Below are 16,843 nucleotides of genomic sequence, written 5' to 3' on the forward strand. Positions count from 1 at the left end.
TTGGATCATCCGTCTCACCCACTTTTCGTGATGACTCAATTATACGTCAAAAAAAGCACAGCCACTTCAATTTTCTTGAAGTGCTGTGCTTTTTTATAGGACGGACTTTTTCAGTGGCCTCGCCAAAGGCTGAGGTCCATATTCAAATTAACGGAGCAGCTGCAGTACGCCTTGCGGCTGTTGGTTCGCTTGTGCGAGCATAGCTTGCGCGGCTTGCGACAGGATGTTGTTCTTCGTTTGCTCCATCATTTCTTTAGCCATGTCTACGTCACGAATCCGGGACTCGGATGCCGTCAGGTTCTCAGACGCATTGTCCAAGTTGTTGATCGTGTGCTCCAGACGGTTCTGCAGCGCCCCCAGGTACGAACGGCCGGACGATACAGATTCGATCTGTGTGTTGATCGTCGTGATCGCTGTGTTCGCACCTGCCTGTGTAGCGATGGTAGCAGCAGAGGTTGCCGTTGCGATCGCTGTCAGGTCTACACCGGCTGTGTCAAGATCGATGTCGATCGTTTGACCGGCATCTGCGCCAACATGTACTTTCAATGCAGCTGTTGCACTGCCGTCAAGCAGCTTCTGCGTATTGAACGTCGTGTTGTCTTTAATGCGGGTGATTTCATTCGACAGCTGGTCGAATTCGGCTTCCAGTGCCGTTCTATCTGCCGTTACGTTCGTATCGTTCGCCGATTGAACTGCGAGTTCTCTTTGACGCTGAAGGATCGAGTGTACTTCCTGCAAGGCACCTTCGCCCGTTTGGATCAAAGAGATGCCGTCTTGTGCATTGCGGGATGCCTGGTCGAGACCGCGGATTTGGCCGCGCATTTTCTCGGAGATCGCAAGACCTGCAGCGTCATCGCCTGCACGGTTGATGCGGAGGCCCGAAGACAGCTTCTCGATGTTCTTGCTGGCGTTCGCCGTGTTGGTGCCCAGCTGGCGGTGTGTGTTGAGTGCGGAAATGTTATGGTTGATTCTCATCGTATTCTTCCTCCCTGAAGTTGAATTCCGCTTCCTTGCGGAATATGGTTTAGTAGCTTGGGAAAGATGAAGGTCGGCCGCCCATCATTTTCCACTACACACCATATATCGGCAGCTTCAAAGAGAATATGAATAGATTTTTCCCCTTTAAATTACTTTTTTTCCTTACTGAGCAGTTTTTTCAGCTGGTCGATTCCATGAGTCGTTGTCTCTTTTGAGACGGAGGCTTCCAGATTGGATTCTTTGAGAGCCAAATAGATTTCCTTGCGAAGGATTTGCTGCTGCCGCGGGGCCGTGAAACCGAGCTTCACCGTCTCTCCTTCCACAGCGAGAACCACAACTTCGACCTGATCGCCAATCATGATAGATTCGCCTTTTTTGCGTGTAAGTACAAGCATTCGTGTCACTCCCCCTCTTTCGATTGCGCAATAAGCTCCACTAAGCTGTGCTTGGTGCCGTAAGGTGATTGGTGGAGGACAATTTGCTTGCCTAAGCGGCTTACCTTGTTCACGACGATAGGCCCCATCAGATTCAGGGTGTACTGCTCCGGCTTTTCTCCAAGGGTCACGATGGACCAGACCTCTATACCTTCTTCGGACTGTATGTTCAGCTCGTCCTGATCGCTCTGATGCAGCTCAAATTCATAAGCTTGAAAAAGATCAAAGGGATTCAGTATGACAAAGTGCAGCCGTTCTTCCTCAAGCGACTGAAGATAGGAGAAGGCTTCACCCCGTCCGATAATAATAAAGCGGGTATACTCTTCGAAACCCGGTATTCCTTGGGGAAAAGTAATAACTTCATTGTCCGTATATTCGATTTCTCCCAAAGCCAATGTCTGAATACGCACTAGACGCACCTTCTTTCGTTGTAGATGTTCTTTTCCATGTTCGGTTCAAAGGACGGTTGGAATAAAAAAACGAGCTATAGCGCAAAATGCATCTATAGCTCCATTATGACTCTTTTTAAATTTTATAGTCAATCTGCGGCGGTGTGAATTCGACACTCGCTTGCTGCTGAAGATAAATATCAAGCTTACCGCGTGTGTATTGGATTTCCGGGGCGTTCCGGGTTGCCTCGATATGTACTTCAGCCGGCTGAATATCCCTACTCAACTGCACCGGCTCATAACTTAAATCGACATTGTCGTAAGCGGCATCGCCCATATACATGTATTCCCCAAAATCAATATCGTTCGTACTATCGGCTGCAAGCGCGGCTATAGCATTCTCTTTGGTATGGATGGCAGCCAGACGATTGCCGTCTTCCACGATCTTGGCGATTCCCTGAAGCGCAATGCTCTGACTTTTGGAGTAGATCCGGTTCATTACCTCCAAATGTGGACCATTCCCGAGGGCATCCCGCCAGGCGCTGTTATCGATGGACAGCGTGCCGCCTTCCTTATGGTAATCATGCTTCGCCGGAGTAGTCGTGATCTCCAGCGAAGCAGGACTTTGCGATATAGAGAATTGCCCGGGATCCGCATCAATACCTATACGTGCGTACTGCTGATGAATGCCTATTTGAGGCGATACGGACAAACTCATAGACCCACCCCTATCTCAAGAAATCGACCAGGGAAGAGGAAATGATTTTGGATCCTACCGACAGGGAAGCCTGATAAACGTTCTCGTCCGTCTTCAAGTTCGTAATGACCTCGGAAATATCCGCATCTTCCGTACGGGACTGCAAGGTCTGAAGGTTTACGTTAATATCCTGCAGACGGGATTGGGCGAGTTCAATCCGGTTCATCCGGGCACCCACGTCTGCACGCCCTTGAAGGAAGAGATCGTTAGCTTGGTCCAAGCGGCCCAAAGCATCATTAATTCCAGTTTGGCTGCCGGAGCCCAGGGCACTGGAGAGATCCTGCAGCACCTTGAATACATTGGAATCCGAAGAAGCCTTACCGAAAACCTCATCGCCTGTAATGTTTGCTTTTACTCTTACACCCGCACCGATGTCGTACTGGATGGCTCCCGTATCCACTGTAGCCGTTGCAGCATTGGCGGCGGTATATGGGGCTTGATCGGTAAGCTGTCCGTTAAAGACATGCTTGCCGTTGAACTCGCTGTTCCCGATGGTTACCATCTGCTGATAAAGCTGATCAATTTCCGTCTTGATCGCATTGAGGGCCTGTTGAGGATTGGTGCCATTAGCCCCCTCTACCGCCAGCTCGCGGGCACGCTGAATCACGGTGTTCGCCTGATCCAAGGTCGTATCCGTATACTCGAGCCAGGATACGGCAGTCGTTACGTTGCTCTCATACTGGTCATTGGCCGAAAGCTCGCTGCGGTAGCGGAGTGCAAAAGTCATGCCTACCGGGTCGTCGGAGGGCTTGTTGATTTTGCGGCCGGTGGACAGCTCGTTCTGATGCGTATTGATGCGGTTCAGGTTCGTATTGATGTTACGCAGCAGCTGGTTGTTCAGCATCCCTTGCGTTACCCGCATAGTCATGGCTTATCCTCACCTCAGTTATAGTATAAGTGCTTACTCTATTTATCGGCCTACGGTTCCCATCCCGTTAATGACTTTATCTAGCATTTCGTCAAACGTGGTCAGCGAACGGGCAGCCGCATTATATGCATGCTGATACTTGATCATATTCGCCATTTCTTCATCGAGGGATACACCGCTGACAGCGGAACGGTTGGAGTCCACCTGATCGACCAGAATCTGCTGATTCGTAGCTTGGCGGGTCGCTTCTTGGCTCTGCACGCCGAGTTCGCCAATAATGGAGCGGAAGAACTCGTCGAAGGTACCGTCGGTCAGAATCGGTCTGCCGGTCGAGGTCGGGTCGAAGTCTACCCGTTCGCTGCGGACATTGGCCAGGAGCAAAGCCATGTCGTTATTGCCCTTCACAACCTTCTCCTTACCGTCCGTCCCCATATAAGTGCGCAGCGAGGAGGAAATGTTCGATACGTCCTTTTGGATCAGACTGTTCACTGTAACACTGGCAGCATTGAATTCCGTCTGGCCTTCCTTCAACGAGAAGAACGGCAGACCGGAAGTCACCGGATCATTCCCGGAATAACCAAGGGCATGCAGCCCGTTAAATCCTTTTACGGTTACGTTCGTATCCGCACCAAGGGTACGGTCAGCCAGGGTGCCCGTGAACTGCTTTTGTTCCGTTGTGCCGTCATTCTTCATCAGGGTGAGGGTGGTGCCTTCCGGAATAACGGATCCCGCAGGCAACTTGATTTGCATGTCTCCCTGAACCAGTGTCTTCAGCATGTTGTCGAGCTGGAATTGATAGTTCCCCACATAAGTGTCTCTCGACTGAATCATCCCATAGACTTCCCCGCCGTTCAGATCACCGGCCGCCGCCGCTGCTTCCATAGAAGCCGTAGTGAAGGTCGTCCCGACTTGGTTGCCCGATACCAACGTCACATTCCCCATCTTCACGTTGTATCCGCTGGCTTCTTCCGTATGCGTCACATTCACAATCTTGGACAAGCCGTCCATGAGTAGATCCCGCTGGTCGCGGAGGTCATTTGCATTGTTGCCCAAGCCTTCGATCCGGTAAATCTCCTCATTCAGCTTTCCAATTTGCTTGAGCGCCGTATTGGCTTCCTGCGCTTTGATCCCAATGCTCTCCGTAAGATCTGTCGAGAGCTCGGAGAGCTGGCGCGAAGTTTGATTGAATGCATCGGTCATCGCCAGGGCCCGTTCCTTCACCAAGACGCGGGCTGTTGTATTCTCCGGCGATTTGCTTAGCTCCTGCCAGGAACTCCAGAACCCTTCGATGGTCTGCCGGATTCCGGTGTCGGAGGGCTCGTTCATGATGGATTCCAGTTTTTCCAATGTATCTTTACGAATGGACCAATCGCCCAGACTTTTATTTTCATTGTGATATTGGTTATCGAGGAACTTCTCCCGGATCCGGTTGATCTGGTCGAACTCTACCCCTTGGCCGAGCTGTCCTGGAATATTGCTGCGCATCATACCCGGATATTCGATCGGGATCGATGCCACCATATTGACGACCTGCCGGGAGTATCCTTTGGTGTTGGCATTGGCAATGTTGTGGCCTGTAGTACTCAGCGCCGCTTGTTGGGTGAACAAGCTGCGTTTCGCTATCTCGATTCCGCCAAATGTAGAACGCATGAGTTCGCTTCCCTCCGGTATCTGTGCCGCAGCGGTCCGTAGATGTCCTCCGGGTTTCGCAGTCAGCCGTTAGTATAATAATGGTTCGGTAAGATTAAGCTCTGGAATCAAACATACCCTGACGCTTCGGCCCACTGGCTGCAGCTTGAGGGTTCTTATAAACGAACTGGTCCTCGGGAGGACCTACGATCAAATCAAGCGAGTAGTCAATGTAGGCGAGCGAATGCTCGATCATCTGTTGATTCACCCGGTTTAGCTCCCGCAGCTTTCGTATGGAAGCCGCCAGTTCCTTCTGCTTGTCGAGCAGCAGCTTTTTGTCCTCTATATTAAACAAAATCTTCGTCAGATCGCTTATAGTTACGCGGGGGTTCGGCTTATAGCCTTTCTCCATCAGGAATGCGCCGGTCACTTCCACCCGCTGCACTTCCAGTTCCCCGATCCGCTTCAGCAGCTTGTTCTCTTTGGTTACAATCTGCATCAGCTGTTCCACTTGGTTATGGATGAGCACATGTCTCTTCTGCTCTGCGAGCTCCAGAAGCGAGTTGTGAATATCGTTGAGTTCGGTCATGGTATCGAGCAGGGCCTCGAAAGACATGAGCTCACCACCTCCAGGATTAAATTAGGTCAGATAGGGCAGCATTCGGTCAGCCAGCTTGCTTGCATCCACGGAGTAAGTCCCGGATTGTACAGCTTGCTTCAGTGCATTGATTTTCTCAGCGCGCGCATCTGCCGCATTGCCGGCAGCTTTCACGCTTTGGGATTCGAGAAGCTCTTTCGCTTGACTCGAAATCTCCACCTGATCCTTCTGCTTCGTTTTGGCAGGAGCCGCAGCTTGCTGGGTATCAGCCGTTTTCTTATAGCGGCTGATGGCACTCAGTTGATTCGATCCGTTGATTTTCATTTGAATTCACCTCAATCGGCAGTAATAGATAATCCCGCCGTTTTCGATACAACTATTATATCGGCCGGCGGGATCACAAAGTTTAGTGGGAATATATGCAAATCAGCGCTCATTCTTATCTTTGGATTGGAATGTCGCTTTATGCTGTTCGTTAAACAGCCGTTTTCTTTCTTCCTGGGCATGCAGGTCGCTTGTATCCTTCATGAGGCGGCTCCGGCACGAGTCGCACAGATTGCCTTCCCGGATCGATGATCCGCAAGCATCGCACTCATAGGACATATTCGGATTGTTCTTGATCGAGATGCGGCCGTCGCGGATGAATTTCATAATCTGCTTCATCGACACTTCGGTTCCTTCGCTAAGCTCCTGCATAGAGCAGCCACGGTTCTCACGAAGGAATTTCAGACATTTTTCGTACTGCAGCTCGATTTCTTTGATGCATGCAGGACAAACACCGAAGTTGTTCTTCATATAGATTTTGCCGCAGCGGTTACAGTTTTCCACATTCAGACTCATCGCATACTTCCTCCCCTGGTGCCTGTCCTACTATACTTTTAGTGTAGCCTAAAATAAGGACAAACGCACATATAAAATTGTTGTAACTGTCCGTATACTCTGATGCGGTCGCAGTTTATCTGGCCCAACTGATCCCGCATACGTCCACCGGGGTAATCACAGCCTCACGGATGGTTCGGGCACACTCGTTCAGCGTACTGCCCGTGGTGTAGACATCATCAATGAGATATACGCGCAGAGGACGGTGGCGGCCTGCCTGGCGGAGCCATTCGGCTCCCTCCGGTTCTGCCCCGAACACGCCCTGCAGATCCTGCAGCCGGTCCTGCCGGCTCTTAAAGCTCATCTTGCCCGTATGACGCGTACGCCGAAGCAGTGGTAGAACCGGAAGGCCGGTAAGCCGCCCGAGCTCCATTGCCAGCTGTGCAGCCTGATTGAAGCCGCGCTCATCATACCGCTCCCTGCTCAGCGGCACAAAGGATAAGATTTCCGTGGCGGGAGCTTCCTCCGCTTGGCGGTGAAGCTGATAGGCATGCAGCAGCATGTGCCCCAGCAGCTCTCTCAGCGATTCTTTACCCCGGTATTTATAGAGGGCCAGCCACTCCTTCATATGATCATTATATCGAACAACGGAGCGGTTTTTTGAATAGTAAGTAATTTCCCTCCTTAAACAGTCCTGGCAATCATCCGGCCGGCCGCAAATCCTGCAGCGGACCTCCGTAACCCAAGAGATGTGGGACCAGCAGAGACCGCAAAGCGGCAGAGCGCGGGTTCCGTCCGAGCCCCCGCCGCAGATGAGACAAGGTGATTCGCGGGAGACCAGCAGGCTCTCTGTCTGCTGTCGCAGCTGGTTCAGCAGGGATCGAATCTTTTCTTTCCACATTAGTTTCTATTACCCACCTCATCAGACCCCGGCCATACGGGCCATATATATTTACTTGAAATCAATATATCCCTTCCTCATGGCCAGCCGGTTCATCTCGCGAATCTGTCGTATCGCGGCAGCTTGGGGACGGGTCTTTTGCTCTGCTGCGAACAAGACCAGTCCCTTGGGATCCTGAGCCGATCTGCCGGCCCGGCCCGCCATCTGAATTAGAGCTGCCGCATCGAACAACCGCGAGTCGGCATCGCAGATGAAAACATCGGATTTTGGAATCGTGACACCGCGCTCCAGGATGGTAGTGGTCACGAGAATCCGGATCGCCGCTTGCCGGAATGCGGTTACCTTCTCAGCCCGGTGCTCGTCCTTGGACGAGGTTCCTTCGACCGGGATTCCTGCGAAGTCTTCGCGGATCAAGACCGTCAAAGGTTCGACCATCGCAATATTCGGCACAAAAACAAAGATCTGGGCCCCCCGCTGCAGGGATGCCGACAGCTTATCCCTTAGCCGCTTCGGCAAACTGCGCTGCTGCAGCACCCGTAGCATCGGAGGGATACCGAGCAGTGCCGGAACCGGCAGCGGATGCCGGTGAAAACGGGCCGCGACCCGCGCGTGCGGCAGCCGCCCACGGCGCACTTCCCGCTGAAGGAGCTCGGGCGGGGTGGCGGACAGCAGGATATAAGCTCCGCCAGGGCGGCATACCCGCTCCGCCGCATACTGCAGCATCGGATTATTATGATAAGGAAATGCATCGATCTCATCGATGATAACCAGGTCGAAGGCTTCTCTGAACCGCATGAGCTGATGGGTCGTAGCCAGAATCAAATCGCCCTCCTCCCACCGCTGGTCACTGCCGCCGTATAAGGCAACGTGCTTCGCCGCCGGAAAGGCTTTGGCAAGCCGCGGTTTCAGCTCCAGCACCACGTCTTTGCGGGGCGTAGCTACGGCTACCCTCCCGCCGCGCGCGAGCGTATACTGGATCATGGGGAAGATCATCTCGGTTTTGCCCGCACCGGTCACCGCCCAGATCAAGAAACGGGGAGGAACCATAGATAGGGAAGAGCCATACTTCTTCCGTATGTGGGGGATATTCCCTCGCAAAAATTGCAGAGCGCTCCCGGAAGCTTCCCTCTGGACATCGCTAAGCCCCCAATGGTCTAAGCAGGCTTGAATATCCGCCTCTTCGGCTCCTGCCGAAAATACCCCTCCGGATTCCGCCGCTGATTCCGTTGCGGATTGGATTAAGGGGGTGCAGTAACGGGATCTTCCCATGTTCAAGCAGGCCTCGCAATAGGGACAAGGTCCTCCGCAGTGGGGGCAGGATGTCCATACGATGGTCTCTCTTGTTTTTTCGGCTCTTGCTGTCGACGCTCGGGCTCCTCTGCTGCCGCAACGTCTGCAGCGGCCTTGAAGCGTTGAGCGGTTCAGCCAGCCGCGTATGCCTTCCGGCTGCCGCTGAAGCTCTACCCCGCCTTCCAGCCTAAGCTTCCCCTCCAGCCAACCCCGCTGGAGATAATAGGCGGGGGAATGGGCTTCTTCTTCTCGGCCTATATAGGTCATCAGAGCGGCGAACTCCTCAGGGAGCAGCGATCGGCCTGCCAAAGCTATATGGAGATCTGCTATGGGCGGAACCCCTGCCTCTTTCGGTACCGCCTCCTGCATGGTCTCCCCATGAGGCTCCCACGCCCACATCCGCCAGTCAGCATCAGCCGGCAAACCCAGATCCTTGGCGGCCTTGCGAATGCTGCTGAGCAGTTTATATTCGGTTCGAACGGTTGTTGCTTTTCCCGCAAGCTCTTGGGCTTGTCCAAAGGAAAGCGCCGGTTCCAGCACGAAAAACTTGAAGCTGCGTCCTGCCGTCCGGGTCCAATGATCCCGGTCCGCACGCATATTCAAGGAGACGTGCCAGGTGAAGCCGGCCGCTGCCGATACGGCATAAATCCATGCTTTCATAGCTCACCTGTATATGGAGGCAGGAGCAGCAGCGGTCTACAACCACTTGTAAGCGCTCTCCAAACCTTTGATTTGATTAAGCCGGATGACCATGACATCCTCTTCTTGATGTTCTTCCGTCCAGGTCTCCCAATTCCAATGTTCAATGGGGTACACATGAAGGGACTGTTCCTTTGCAATTCTTGCAGCAATCTCGAGCGTATCATCAACAGATCCTGCATCTACGAGGGTGATATCGATGGTTCTCCCTTTCATCCAGGAAAAAAAGATTAACGAACGCAGGTACCATTCCAACTGCAGCTGGGCATTCTGCGTATAAAGCACGTAATGTGCTGTCCGACGGGTGCCGCGGCGCTTCCATTGTCTATGGAATGCATGGATGACAGCGATCCCTACCGCATAGCAGCCAATGATCCAAACCAAGCCTAACATCATAGCGGCTCCCTCCCTTGGGAACAGTATATGCCGCTATGAGGTGGTTGGTTCCTAGGCCGGTGATGTATGAGTCCACCCCGTGAATCCTCTACCTTACGTTACTGGATTAGAGGGTAACCCATCCATTCTTGATTGCGATAATGACCGCTTGCGTCCGGTCATCGACTTCCATCTTTTGCAGGATGGAGCTCACATGGTTTTTAACGGTCTTCTCACTGATATACAGGAACTCGCCGATATTCTTGTTGCTCTTCCCCTCGGCCATCAGACGGAGCACTTCCGCCTCCCTGCGTGTGAGCGGACTGTTATCCATATGTACGTACTTCACGCCAGCTTCTTTCACAACCGGACTCGTCCCTGTTACGCCCTGTTCGTCCAAGTACGTCATGCGCCGCAGCTGGTTGATCAGTTTGCCGGTTACTTTCGGGTGTATGTAAGCGTGGCCTGCCACAACGGAGCGGATCGCATTGATCAGCGATTCCGCTTCCATATCCTTCAGCAGGTATCCGGAAGCGCCTTTGCGCAGCGTTTCGAAGACATAGCTCTCGTCGTCGTGTATGGAGAGAATGATCACTTTGATGTCTGGGAAAATCTCTTTGAGCTTCTCCGTTGCCACAACACCGTTCTCTACCGGCATGTTGATATCCATGAGCACGATATCGGGATGGAGTGTATTGCACAACTCAAGCACCTGAATGCCGTCGCCACATTCGCCGACAACTTCCAGGTCGCTCTCCATATTTAATATCCGCTTCACCCCTTCGCGGAACAGCTGATGGTCATCAGCCAGAACCAGTTTGATGGGGCGTTTGGCACTGCCCATAATATCCATTCCTTTATTCCTCCTTGGACTCGGACTTGATCGGGATCACCAGGGACACTTTCGTGCCGGCACCAACCTCGGATTGGATGTCGAACCGCCCTTCCAGCAGTTCCACCCGCTCCCGCATGCCCATTAATCCGTAGTGGCTGCCTTGGGTGATCTTCCTGTCGATGCCTTCCGCATTGAATCCGACTCCGTTATCGGTCACCGTCAACTTAATCATCTGCTGCTGAAACGTTAATTCCAGGGTAATGTGAGACGCCTGCGCATGCTTCAGGACGTTGGAGAATGCCTCCTGCACAAGCCGGTAGACCGCGACCTCCATGCCGGAGGGAAGACGTACCTCTTTGCCCACCAACTCGAACCTGGTGCTGATCTTCGTGCGCTCCTCGTAGTCCTGCATGAACTTGCGCAGCGTTGGAACCAGACCGAGATCGTCCAGCGCCATGGGCCGGAGATTGAAGATGATTTTGCGAACCTCTTCTATCCCCGCCCGGACACCAATCTTCAGATCCCCTAGCTCTTCCTTGACGGCACTGTAAGCCTCTTTGGCCAGCATGCGCTCGGTAATCTCGGTCCGAAGCACCATATTCGCCATGTTCTGCGCCAGACCGTCATGGATTTCCCTGGCGATCCGCTTTCGCTCTTCTTCTTGGGCTAGAATAATCTTCAATCCCATAAGTTGTCGGCTCTTGGCGGATTCAAGCAGACGGGTCACCTGATTCAGGTCACCGGATAGATACTCCAGAACTACCCCGAACTGGGACACGAGCGCCTCGGCTCTCTCCAGCTGTTTATCCAGATTCTTGAGGCGTTTTTGCAGGTCGTCACGCCGCATCTTCAGATGCTGTTCTTTCTCCCGGTGAATGGCAAGCTGGGCTTGGAGCTGAGTAGCAGCCTCATAGGCCGTGCGAATGTCCTCTTCGTTGAACCGTTTGAAATCCCGGCTCACTTCCGTCAGCCGGACGCGGGAACGGCGGTAATCCACTTCAAACTTGTCCACAATATCGATCGTTATCGCCGTTTCCTCAATTACCAGCTGCAGTTCGTTATTTAGCGCATCGCGCTCTGCCCGGACATTTTCGCAGATCTCAAAAATCTGGTATTTGCTGTTTTCCATCACATCGATGGCATTTTTGATAACGCGGTCAAACACATCGACTGACATCCGGACAAAGCTCCTTCGCCATTTTTCTTGGGTGTAGGCATGACAATTTTCCCCATTACCCTGGTCACAGCACCTTGGATCGCTGTGAAATAGGCCGAATTATGGCCTTAATTTAGAATGCACTAGCAATATAGTACCATATTTACAGGAGATTGTGAGTGCTGTTAGGACTAATTATTGCAAAGTGATTTGTCGAGTGTTCCCATCCCACGTCACTTTCCATCCCAAATTCTCAGAAAGAATGCGAAGCGGCACCATCGTCAGATCGCTCATAATGACAGGCGGGACCTCTGCGGTAATCCGTTCCCCATTCACGATCAAGTCCTTATTACCGATCCAAAGATCGATCATCTTCCCGTTTCGGATAACCGTAACTTTGCGTTCTTTCTCATCCCAGCGGACCGTACCACCGAGAGCATCGGTCACGAACCGAAGAGGAATCAGCGTATTGCCTTCAACGATGACAGGTGCTTGTTCAAGCGTCATGCCTTTACCGTTAACGGAAACCGCTTTGTTCCCCACGGTCAAGCCAACGGTGTTATTGGAGGCGGAAGGCAGGCTTCCCCGATAAGTGAACGTGATATCGTCAATGCCGACTTGACCCTTCTCAGCGCGCTCATCTTGACCGACACCTTCATTGACCAGATAGACGCTCTGTACGCGAATAGGATAATCGATCGCCGGATAATCCCCCAGGTTTACCGTGAGTTCCTTCCAGCCTTTCCAATTGATATTCCTAGCGATATCAACCCGATGGACTTTACCTTTGTTATCCAGCAGCTCTGCCCGAAGCCAGTTGAGGCTCTCATCGCCATTGACTTTCATCTTCATCTGCTCCGGCTTGCCTTCAATAAGAATGCGGGTATCCAGCGTAGCAAAAGCCCACTTGTCTACTTCCGTACCTCCACCGCTGAAATCATACTGCAGCGCCAAGTATTTGTTATTCTTCTCATCCGGACGAATATATACGTCGGAAGTGACACCCAGCGGCTTCGCATCCGAGAACGTTTCTACCGCATTCTTATCGAGGTCGTACCATACCTTATCCTGCCCTAGCGGAATGACAGCCATCGTGCTGTATCCGTCATACTTCGCAATGACCTCAGCTGCAGTTTGACCATTCAGCGAGCTGACCTTAAGTACGCCGTCGACCACTTCGCCTTTCACACCAAGCACTTCCCACTGGATGAGCGCAGGAGGTACTTCACGGGACTCGCCGGCGGACGTCAAAGCAATAACCGGCAGCTTGACCGATGCCCCTTCGGAGATGACAGCCCGGTCAGCGTGGATTGTGAGGCCGGTAAGCTGGTTACGCCCTACAATTTCGAGATCCTCGCTCGCTGTACCCGAACCTGCCACTGCAGACACCTTGGCAAGTCCTGCACCACTCGGCGTGAAGATGTTATCCTTGAATGTCCCCAATTTGCTCGATGTGCTCCAAGTCGCAGTGGCCGAGCCCACCTCTATCGGATTATAGTATTCGTCATATCCCCGGAAACTTAGTGGGGCATCCTCACCAATAAACAAGAAAAGCGGAGCTTGAATCGTCATGCCCTTTACCGCGCCTTTAGGGGCTAGGGTATAGACTCCGACACCGTTGACGACTTGACGCTGACCGCCACCCTCGGTTTGATTGATCAGAACAGGCGAGGTCTCGCCAAGCGGCCTGGCGACCATCTGAGTGGAACCCCCGCCGTCCAGATTCAGGCCTTTCCATACGCCGATCTTCACCATGAACTGCTGCAGCTCGGTCATGCTGAGCCCCTTGCTGTCGCCGCTGGCATCGGCCGTGATAATGAAGGCCTTCTTCTCATCTTGGGAATAGCCTAGTGCCGTACGTGCACGGTATCCCCCCAGCCCCGTCAGGTCGAGCGTAAAAATAGACGGCTGCCCGCCATCCACCAGCAGGGTGTGGCCTCCGATCATCATTTTGAAGGAGGAGACATCATAGTTCTTGCTGGCGTCTTGAGGCAGCATCTTATAATCAGCTTGAAGGGGATCGCCGGCTTTCATATGCGTTCTCACGAAGTCCGCTGCTTTGCCGGCGGCCCGCAGAATATAACCGTCCTGCGGGGCGATCATCTGAATGATCCCATTATCCGCGACTTGCTTGATCACACCATTTTGGACCAGCACTTCCGTCGGGTAGGTAACCCCGTCATTGGAACGGTCAACCTGCCCCCAAGTATTGGTATACATGAACAACCCATCGATATGGCTATGAGTGTCATTGGGACCATACCAGTAGTACGTCTTATTGATCCCGCCCAGCGGATACGAAGCCCCGTCTTTAGCAATAATACTTCCCTGGAATGTAAAAGCGTCCACGATAGGCTTATTGTTCTTATCCAGCGCAAACGTATACCACCCCGGTGAATTCAGCATCGGGGTGGCCATCAATTGTCCGTTTCCGATCTGCGCGCCCATGGGCACGCCTTCCGCTTTCGTATTGAAAAAGTCGCCGTTCGTACCGGCAACTGCCTTCGTTTCTTTGGCCATTGCGAGCACGGATTGTTTCTTAGTGAACTGATTGTTGGTTCCCGTCATTACATCTATTTTGACATAGGGATTCGTCAGATCGACTTCTACCACATTGGCATTCGTCTTTACAGCCTTGCCGCTTCGGGTCGTTTGCCAAACATACTTCTTCAGAATGGCACCTGAGGTCAAGGGCTCCTCGCTTACCGTTGTTACTACAGGCTCTGCCGCGGCATAGGTCACCGTTCCTACGGTCCAAGACGATAGAAAAATGGTAGCCGATATGGTAATGATCGACAGTTTACGCCAGTTTTTCTGCAATTTCACGCTTTTGTTCTCCTCCTCGTAAATCCACTCTCCCTATCTTAGACTCTAGTTTTACTAGAAAAGTTACGTAGAAGATAGGTGAAATATATGGCTTAGAGGTGAACGATTGCAGATGGAAGCAGAAATTCGTGGAGTATAGGAGAATAAGAGTGAAAGGTTTTGTAGATTGTGAAGCTATGCAGTTTTCAATGAACGGGTCGGGTGATCAGTGGGCGGAAACAAAAAAGGACGACCCGAATCAAATTCGGATCGTCCTGCTTGGACAGAAGAAAGAAATATTATTAAGCTTGTGCTGCTGCTTTCAGAGCTTCCGCTTTGTCCGTACGCTCCCATGGCAGATCCACATCGGTACGGCCAAAGTGACCGTAAGCTGCGGTTTGCTTGTAGATCGGGCGGCGGAGATCCAGCATCTTGATGATGCCAGCCGGACGCAGATCAAAGTGGCCGCGAACGATCTCAACCAGCTTCTCTTCGCTGACCGTGCCCGTACCAAAAGTATCCACAGCAATGGATACCGGTTTGGCTACACCGATCGCATAAGCGAGCTGTACTTCGCATTTGCTGGCAAGGCCTGCTGCGACGATGTTCTTCGCAACGTAGCGGGCTGCATAGGCACCGGAACGGTCAACTTTCGTCGGATCCTTACCGGAGAACGCGCCGCCGCCGTGGCGTGCATAACCGCCGTAAGTATCTACGATGATTTTTCGGCCCGTAAGACCCGCATCCCCTTGAGGTCCGCCGATAACGAAACGGCCTGTTGGGTTGATGAAGTACTTCGTGTTCTCATCGATCAGGTGATCCGGAACGATAGGCTTAATTACATGTTCCTTGACATCTTTCTGAATCTGCTCCAGCGTAACTTCCTCGCCATGCTGCGTAGAGATAACGATCGTATCTACACGTACTGGCGTGTCGCCCTCGTATTCGACAGTGACTTGCGTCTTACCGTCAGGACGAAGGTAAGCCAGCGTGCCGTTCTTGCGAACTTCTGTCAAACGACGGGACAGCTGGTGGGACAACGAAATCGGCAGAGGCATCAGTTCAGGTGTTTCGTTAACTGCAAAACCGAACATCATCCCTTGGTCGCCTGCGCCGATGGCTTCGATTTGATCGTCCGTCATTTGACCTTCACGGGCTTCCAGTGCCTGATTTACGCCTTGGGCGATGTCAGGGGACTGCTCGTTCAGGGAAACAAGAACGGCACAAGTCTGGGAATCAAAACCATACTTTGCACGAGTATAACCGATTTCTTTGATCGCTTCGCGGGCGATCGATTGAATATCTACATATTCCGAACGGCTTGTAATCTCACCGATTACAAGGACAAGACCAGTAGCAACAGATACTTCGCACGCTACACGGGCATTCGGGTCATTTTTGAGGAACGCATCAAGGACAGAGTCCGAGATCTGGTCGCAAATCTTATCCGGGTGTCCTTCGGTTACGGACTCCGAAGTGAACAAACGGCGGCCTGCTGGATTGGACATTAGAACAACCTCCTACTGCTAATTTTCTTATAAAAGCCTTGCTTGGCCCTTACAAAAAATCAACCTTTTCCTAGTGGAAAAGGTTAGTTTATTCTTATACCTTCAATACTGTATGTTACTGGATTTGTCGAGCACTGTCAATAAGTATGCCCTGTATCATACTAAGTTAATTATTTTTGACAAATTACTCCAATATTTTGTTTATCCATTAACTATAATTATTGTAAAATTTAGTATTAAAAACCCATATATTTACTATTTGATTTATGAGATTATAGAAATGTAAATAGTTTCCGGCCGAAACTTATTTGCCTCAAAAATTAATGTATTATGAGGAGCGAGATCAATGAAAACTATCAAAAAGAAGCTATCTTTAATGCTCGGAACTTTTGTTTTGGCTACTGCGGTAATTGCTCCTGCAAGTGCGAATGCTGCGGAGTACAGAGCGGAAGTCGAAGAAAATAACAACTATAGTCAATCACAATATGTCCCAAATGCTGGAGACTGGCTTTTTCCAACGCTAACTGATGGCGATAGAGATTATTTTAACACGGTAAATCATTACGGATATACACGAACTTATACAGTAATTGTACAAAGCCCTAAAGGATATGATTATAATCCAAGCATCAGTGTATCAAATGGACAGATATTTCCAGTAGCAACAAAACCTGGGTATTACAGATATGACGTTACTGCACAGCCTGATGCACGGATTGATGTTGGAATTAGTTCTGCAAATGGTCAGTACTCTTCTAAGACTTATTTTGTACTTTTCCAATAAATATTAAGTAAATGGAAC

The 16,843-nt window shown here is 51.5% G+C and carries 17 protein-coding genes; 1 reads left to right on the forward strand and 16 read right to left on the reverse strand.

Annotated features, from left to right (window positions below):
* Positions 1–147 precede the first annotated feature (147 nt).
* The 16 genes from O9H32_RS28075 to metK all read right to left on the reverse strand — a co-directional run bounded on the left by O9H32_RS28075 (position 148) and on the right by metK (position 16,041).
* On the reverse strand, positions 148–975 hold the full coding sequence (locus tag O9H32_RS28075; protein WP_269869431.1) for a flagellin N-terminal helical domain-containing protein: 828 nt from the start codon (positions 973–975) through the stop codon (positions 148–150).
* 152 nt (positions 976–1,127) lie between these two features.
* Positions 1,128–1,373 carry a carbon storage regulator CsrA gene (csrA, locus tag O9H32_RS28080; RefSeq protein ID WP_269869432.1) on the reverse strand — a complete coding sequence of 82 codons (246 nt, stop codon included), beginning with the start codon at positions 1,371–1,373 and terminating at the stop codon, positions 1,128–1,130.
* Positions 1,374–1,378: 5 nt separating this feature from the next.
* On the reverse strand, positions 1,379–1,822 hold the full coding sequence (gene fliW / locus O9H32_RS28085) for a flagellar assembly protein FliW (protein ID WP_269869433.1): 444 nt from the start codon (positions 1,820–1,822) through the stop codon (positions 1,379–1,381).
* Between the two features lie 115 nt (positions 1,823–1,937).
* The gene (locus tag O9H32_RS28090) at positions 1,938–2,519 is read right to left on the reverse strand and encodes a DUF6470 family protein (RefSeq protein ID WP_269869434.1); all 582 of its coding nucleotides are present in this window, start codon (positions 2,517–2,519) and stop codon (positions 1,938–1,940) included.
* A gap of 10 nt (positions 2,520–2,529) precedes the next feature.
* Complete coding sequence (gene flgL, locus O9H32_RS28095; RefSeq protein ID WP_269869514.1) at positions 2,530–3,420, reverse strand: flagellar hook-associated protein FlgL; 891 nt, start codon at positions 3,418–3,420, stop codon at positions 2,530–2,532.
* Positions 3,421–3,468: 48 nt separating this feature from the next.
* Complete coding sequence (gene flgK / locus O9H32_RS28100; protein ID WP_269869435.1) at positions 3,469–5,076, reverse strand: flagellar hook-associated protein FlgK; 1,608 nt, start codon at positions 5,074–5,076, stop codon at positions 3,469–3,471.
* A gap of 94 nt (positions 5,077–5,170) precedes the next feature.
* On the reverse strand, positions 5,171–5,671 hold the full coding sequence (locus tag O9H32_RS28105) for a flagellar protein FlgN (RefSeq protein ID WP_269869436.1): 501 nt from the start codon (positions 5,669–5,671) through the stop codon (positions 5,171–5,173).
* Between the two features lie 24 nt (positions 5,672–5,695).
* On the reverse strand, positions 5,696–5,977 hold the full coding sequence (gene flgM / locus O9H32_RS28110; protein WP_269869437.1) for a flagellar biosynthesis anti-sigma factor FlgM: 282 nt from the start codon (positions 5,975–5,977) through the stop codon (positions 5,696–5,698).
* Positions 5,978–6,079: 102 nt separating this feature from the next.
* Positions 6,080–6,493, reverse strand: a complete 414-nt coding sequence (locus tag O9H32_RS28115) for a flagellar protein (protein ID WP_269869438.1) — start codon at positions 6,491–6,493, stop codon at positions 6,080–6,082.
* Positions 6,494–6,608: 115 nt separating this feature from the next.
* Positions 6,609–7,100, reverse strand: a complete 492-nt coding sequence (locus O9H32_RS28120) for a ComF family protein (RefSeq protein ID WP_269869439.1) — start codon at positions 7,098–7,100, stop codon at positions 6,609–6,611.
* A gap of 324 nt (positions 7,101–7,424) precedes the next feature.
* Positions 7,425–9,323: a DEAD/DEAH box helicase gene (locus O9H32_RS32810; RefSeq protein WP_319946958.1), complete on the reverse strand. Its 1,899-nt coding sequence runs from the start codon at positions 9,321–9,323 to the stop codon at positions 7,425–7,427.
* A gap of 36 nt (positions 9,324–9,359) precedes the next feature.
* On the reverse strand, positions 9,360–9,758 hold the full coding sequence (locus tag O9H32_RS28130) for a hypothetical protein (RefSeq protein ID WP_269869441.1): 399 nt from the start codon (positions 9,756–9,758) through the stop codon (positions 9,360–9,362).
* Positions 9,759–9,864: 106 nt separating this feature from the next.
* Positions 9,865–10,590: a response regulator gene (locus O9H32_RS28135; RefSeq protein WP_269869442.1), complete on the reverse strand. Its 726-nt coding sequence runs from the start codon at positions 10,588–10,590 to the stop codon at positions 9,865–9,867.
* Positions 10,591–10,594: 4 nt separating this feature from the next.
* Positions 10,595–11,749, reverse strand: a complete 1,155-nt coding sequence (locus O9H32_RS28140) for a sensor histidine kinase (RefSeq protein WP_269869443.1) — start codon at positions 11,747–11,749, stop codon at positions 10,595–10,597.
* A 174-nt stretch (positions 11,750–11,923) separates the two neighbouring features.
* Complete coding sequence (locus O9H32_RS28145; RefSeq protein ID WP_269869444.1) at positions 11,924–14,554, reverse strand: stalk domain-containing protein; 2,631 nt, start codon at positions 14,552–14,554, stop codon at positions 11,924–11,926.
* 281 nt (positions 14,555–14,835) lie between these two features.
* On the reverse strand, positions 14,836–16,041 hold the full coding sequence (gene metK, locus O9H32_RS28150; RefSeq protein WP_269869445.1) for a methionine adenosyltransferase: 1,206 nt from the start codon (positions 16,039–16,041) through the stop codon (positions 14,836–14,838).
* Positions 16,042–16,387: 346 nt separating this feature from the next.
* Between metK and O9H32_RS28155 the strand changes: the two genes are divergently transcribed.
* Positions 16,388–16,825, forward strand: coding sequence for a hypothetical protein (locus tag O9H32_RS28155; protein ID WP_269869446.1), 438 nt, complete (start codon positions 16,388–16,390; stop codon positions 16,823–16,825).
* Positions 16,826–16,843: the final 18 nt, after the last annotated feature.

Source organism: Paenibacillus caseinilyticus, assembly GCF_027533645.1.
In the GTDB taxonomy this organism is placed as follows: domain Bacteria; phylum Bacillota; class Bacilli; order Paenibacillales; family NBRC-103111; genus Paenibacillus_G; species Paenibacillus_G caseinilyticus.

Coding starts and splice junctions, on each gene's coding strand:
- O9H32_RS28075 (WP_269869431.1), bottom strand. CDS start 975: ATGAGAATCAACCATAACATTTCCGCACTCAACACACACCGCCAGCTG.
- csrA (WP_269869432.1), bottom strand. CDS start 1,373: ATGCTTGTACTTACACGCAAAAAAGGCGAATCTATCATGATTGGCGAT.
- O9H32_RS28090 (WP_269869434.1), bottom strand. CDS start 2,519: ATGAGTTTGTCCGTATCGCCTCAAATAGGCATTCATCAGCAGTACGCA.
- flgL (WP_269869514.1), bottom strand. CDS start 3,420: ATGCGGGTAACGCAAGGGATGCTGAACAACCAGCTGCTGCGTAACATC.
- flgK (WP_269869435.1), bottom strand. CDS start 5,076: ATGCGTTCTACATTTGGCGGAATCGAGATAGCGAAACGCAGCTTGTTC.
- O9H32_RS28105 (WP_269869436.1), bottom strand. CDS start 5,671: ATGTCTTTCGAGGCCCTGCTCGATACCATGACCGAACTCAACGATATT.
- flgM (WP_269869437.1), bottom strand. CDS start 5,977: ATGAAAATCAACGGATCGAATCAACTGAGTGCCATCAGCCGCTATAAG.
- O9H32_RS28115 (WP_269869438.1), bottom strand. CDS start 6,493: ATGAGTCTGAATGTGGAAAACTGTAACCGCTGCGGCAAAATCTATATG.
- O9H32_RS28120 (WP_269869439.1), bottom strand. CDS start 7,100: ATGAAGGAGTGGCTGGCCCTCTATAAATACCGGGGTAAAGAATCGCTG.
- O9H32_RS32810 (WP_319946958.1), bottom strand. CDS start 9,323: ATGAAAGCATGGATTTATGCCGTATCGGCAGCGGCCGGCTTCACCTGG.
- O9H32_RS28130 (WP_269869441.1), bottom strand. CDS start 9,758: ATGATGTTAGGCTTGGTTTGGATCATTGGCTGCTATGCGGTAGGGATC.
- O9H32_RS28135 (WP_269869442.1), bottom strand. CDS start 10,590: ATGGATATTATGGGCAGTGCCAAACGCCCCATCAAACTGGTTCTGGCT.
- O9H32_RS28140 (WP_269869443.1), bottom strand. CDS start 11,749: ATGTCAGTCGATGTGTTTGACCGCGTTATCAAAAATGCCATCGATGTG.
- metK (WP_269869445.1), bottom strand. CDS start 16,041: ATGTCCAATCCAGCAGGCCGCCGTTTGTTCACTTCGGAGTCCGTAACC.
- O9H32_RS28155 (WP_269869446.1), top strand. CDS start 16,388: ATGAAAACTATCAAAAAGAAGCTATCTTTAATGCTCGGAACTTTTGTT.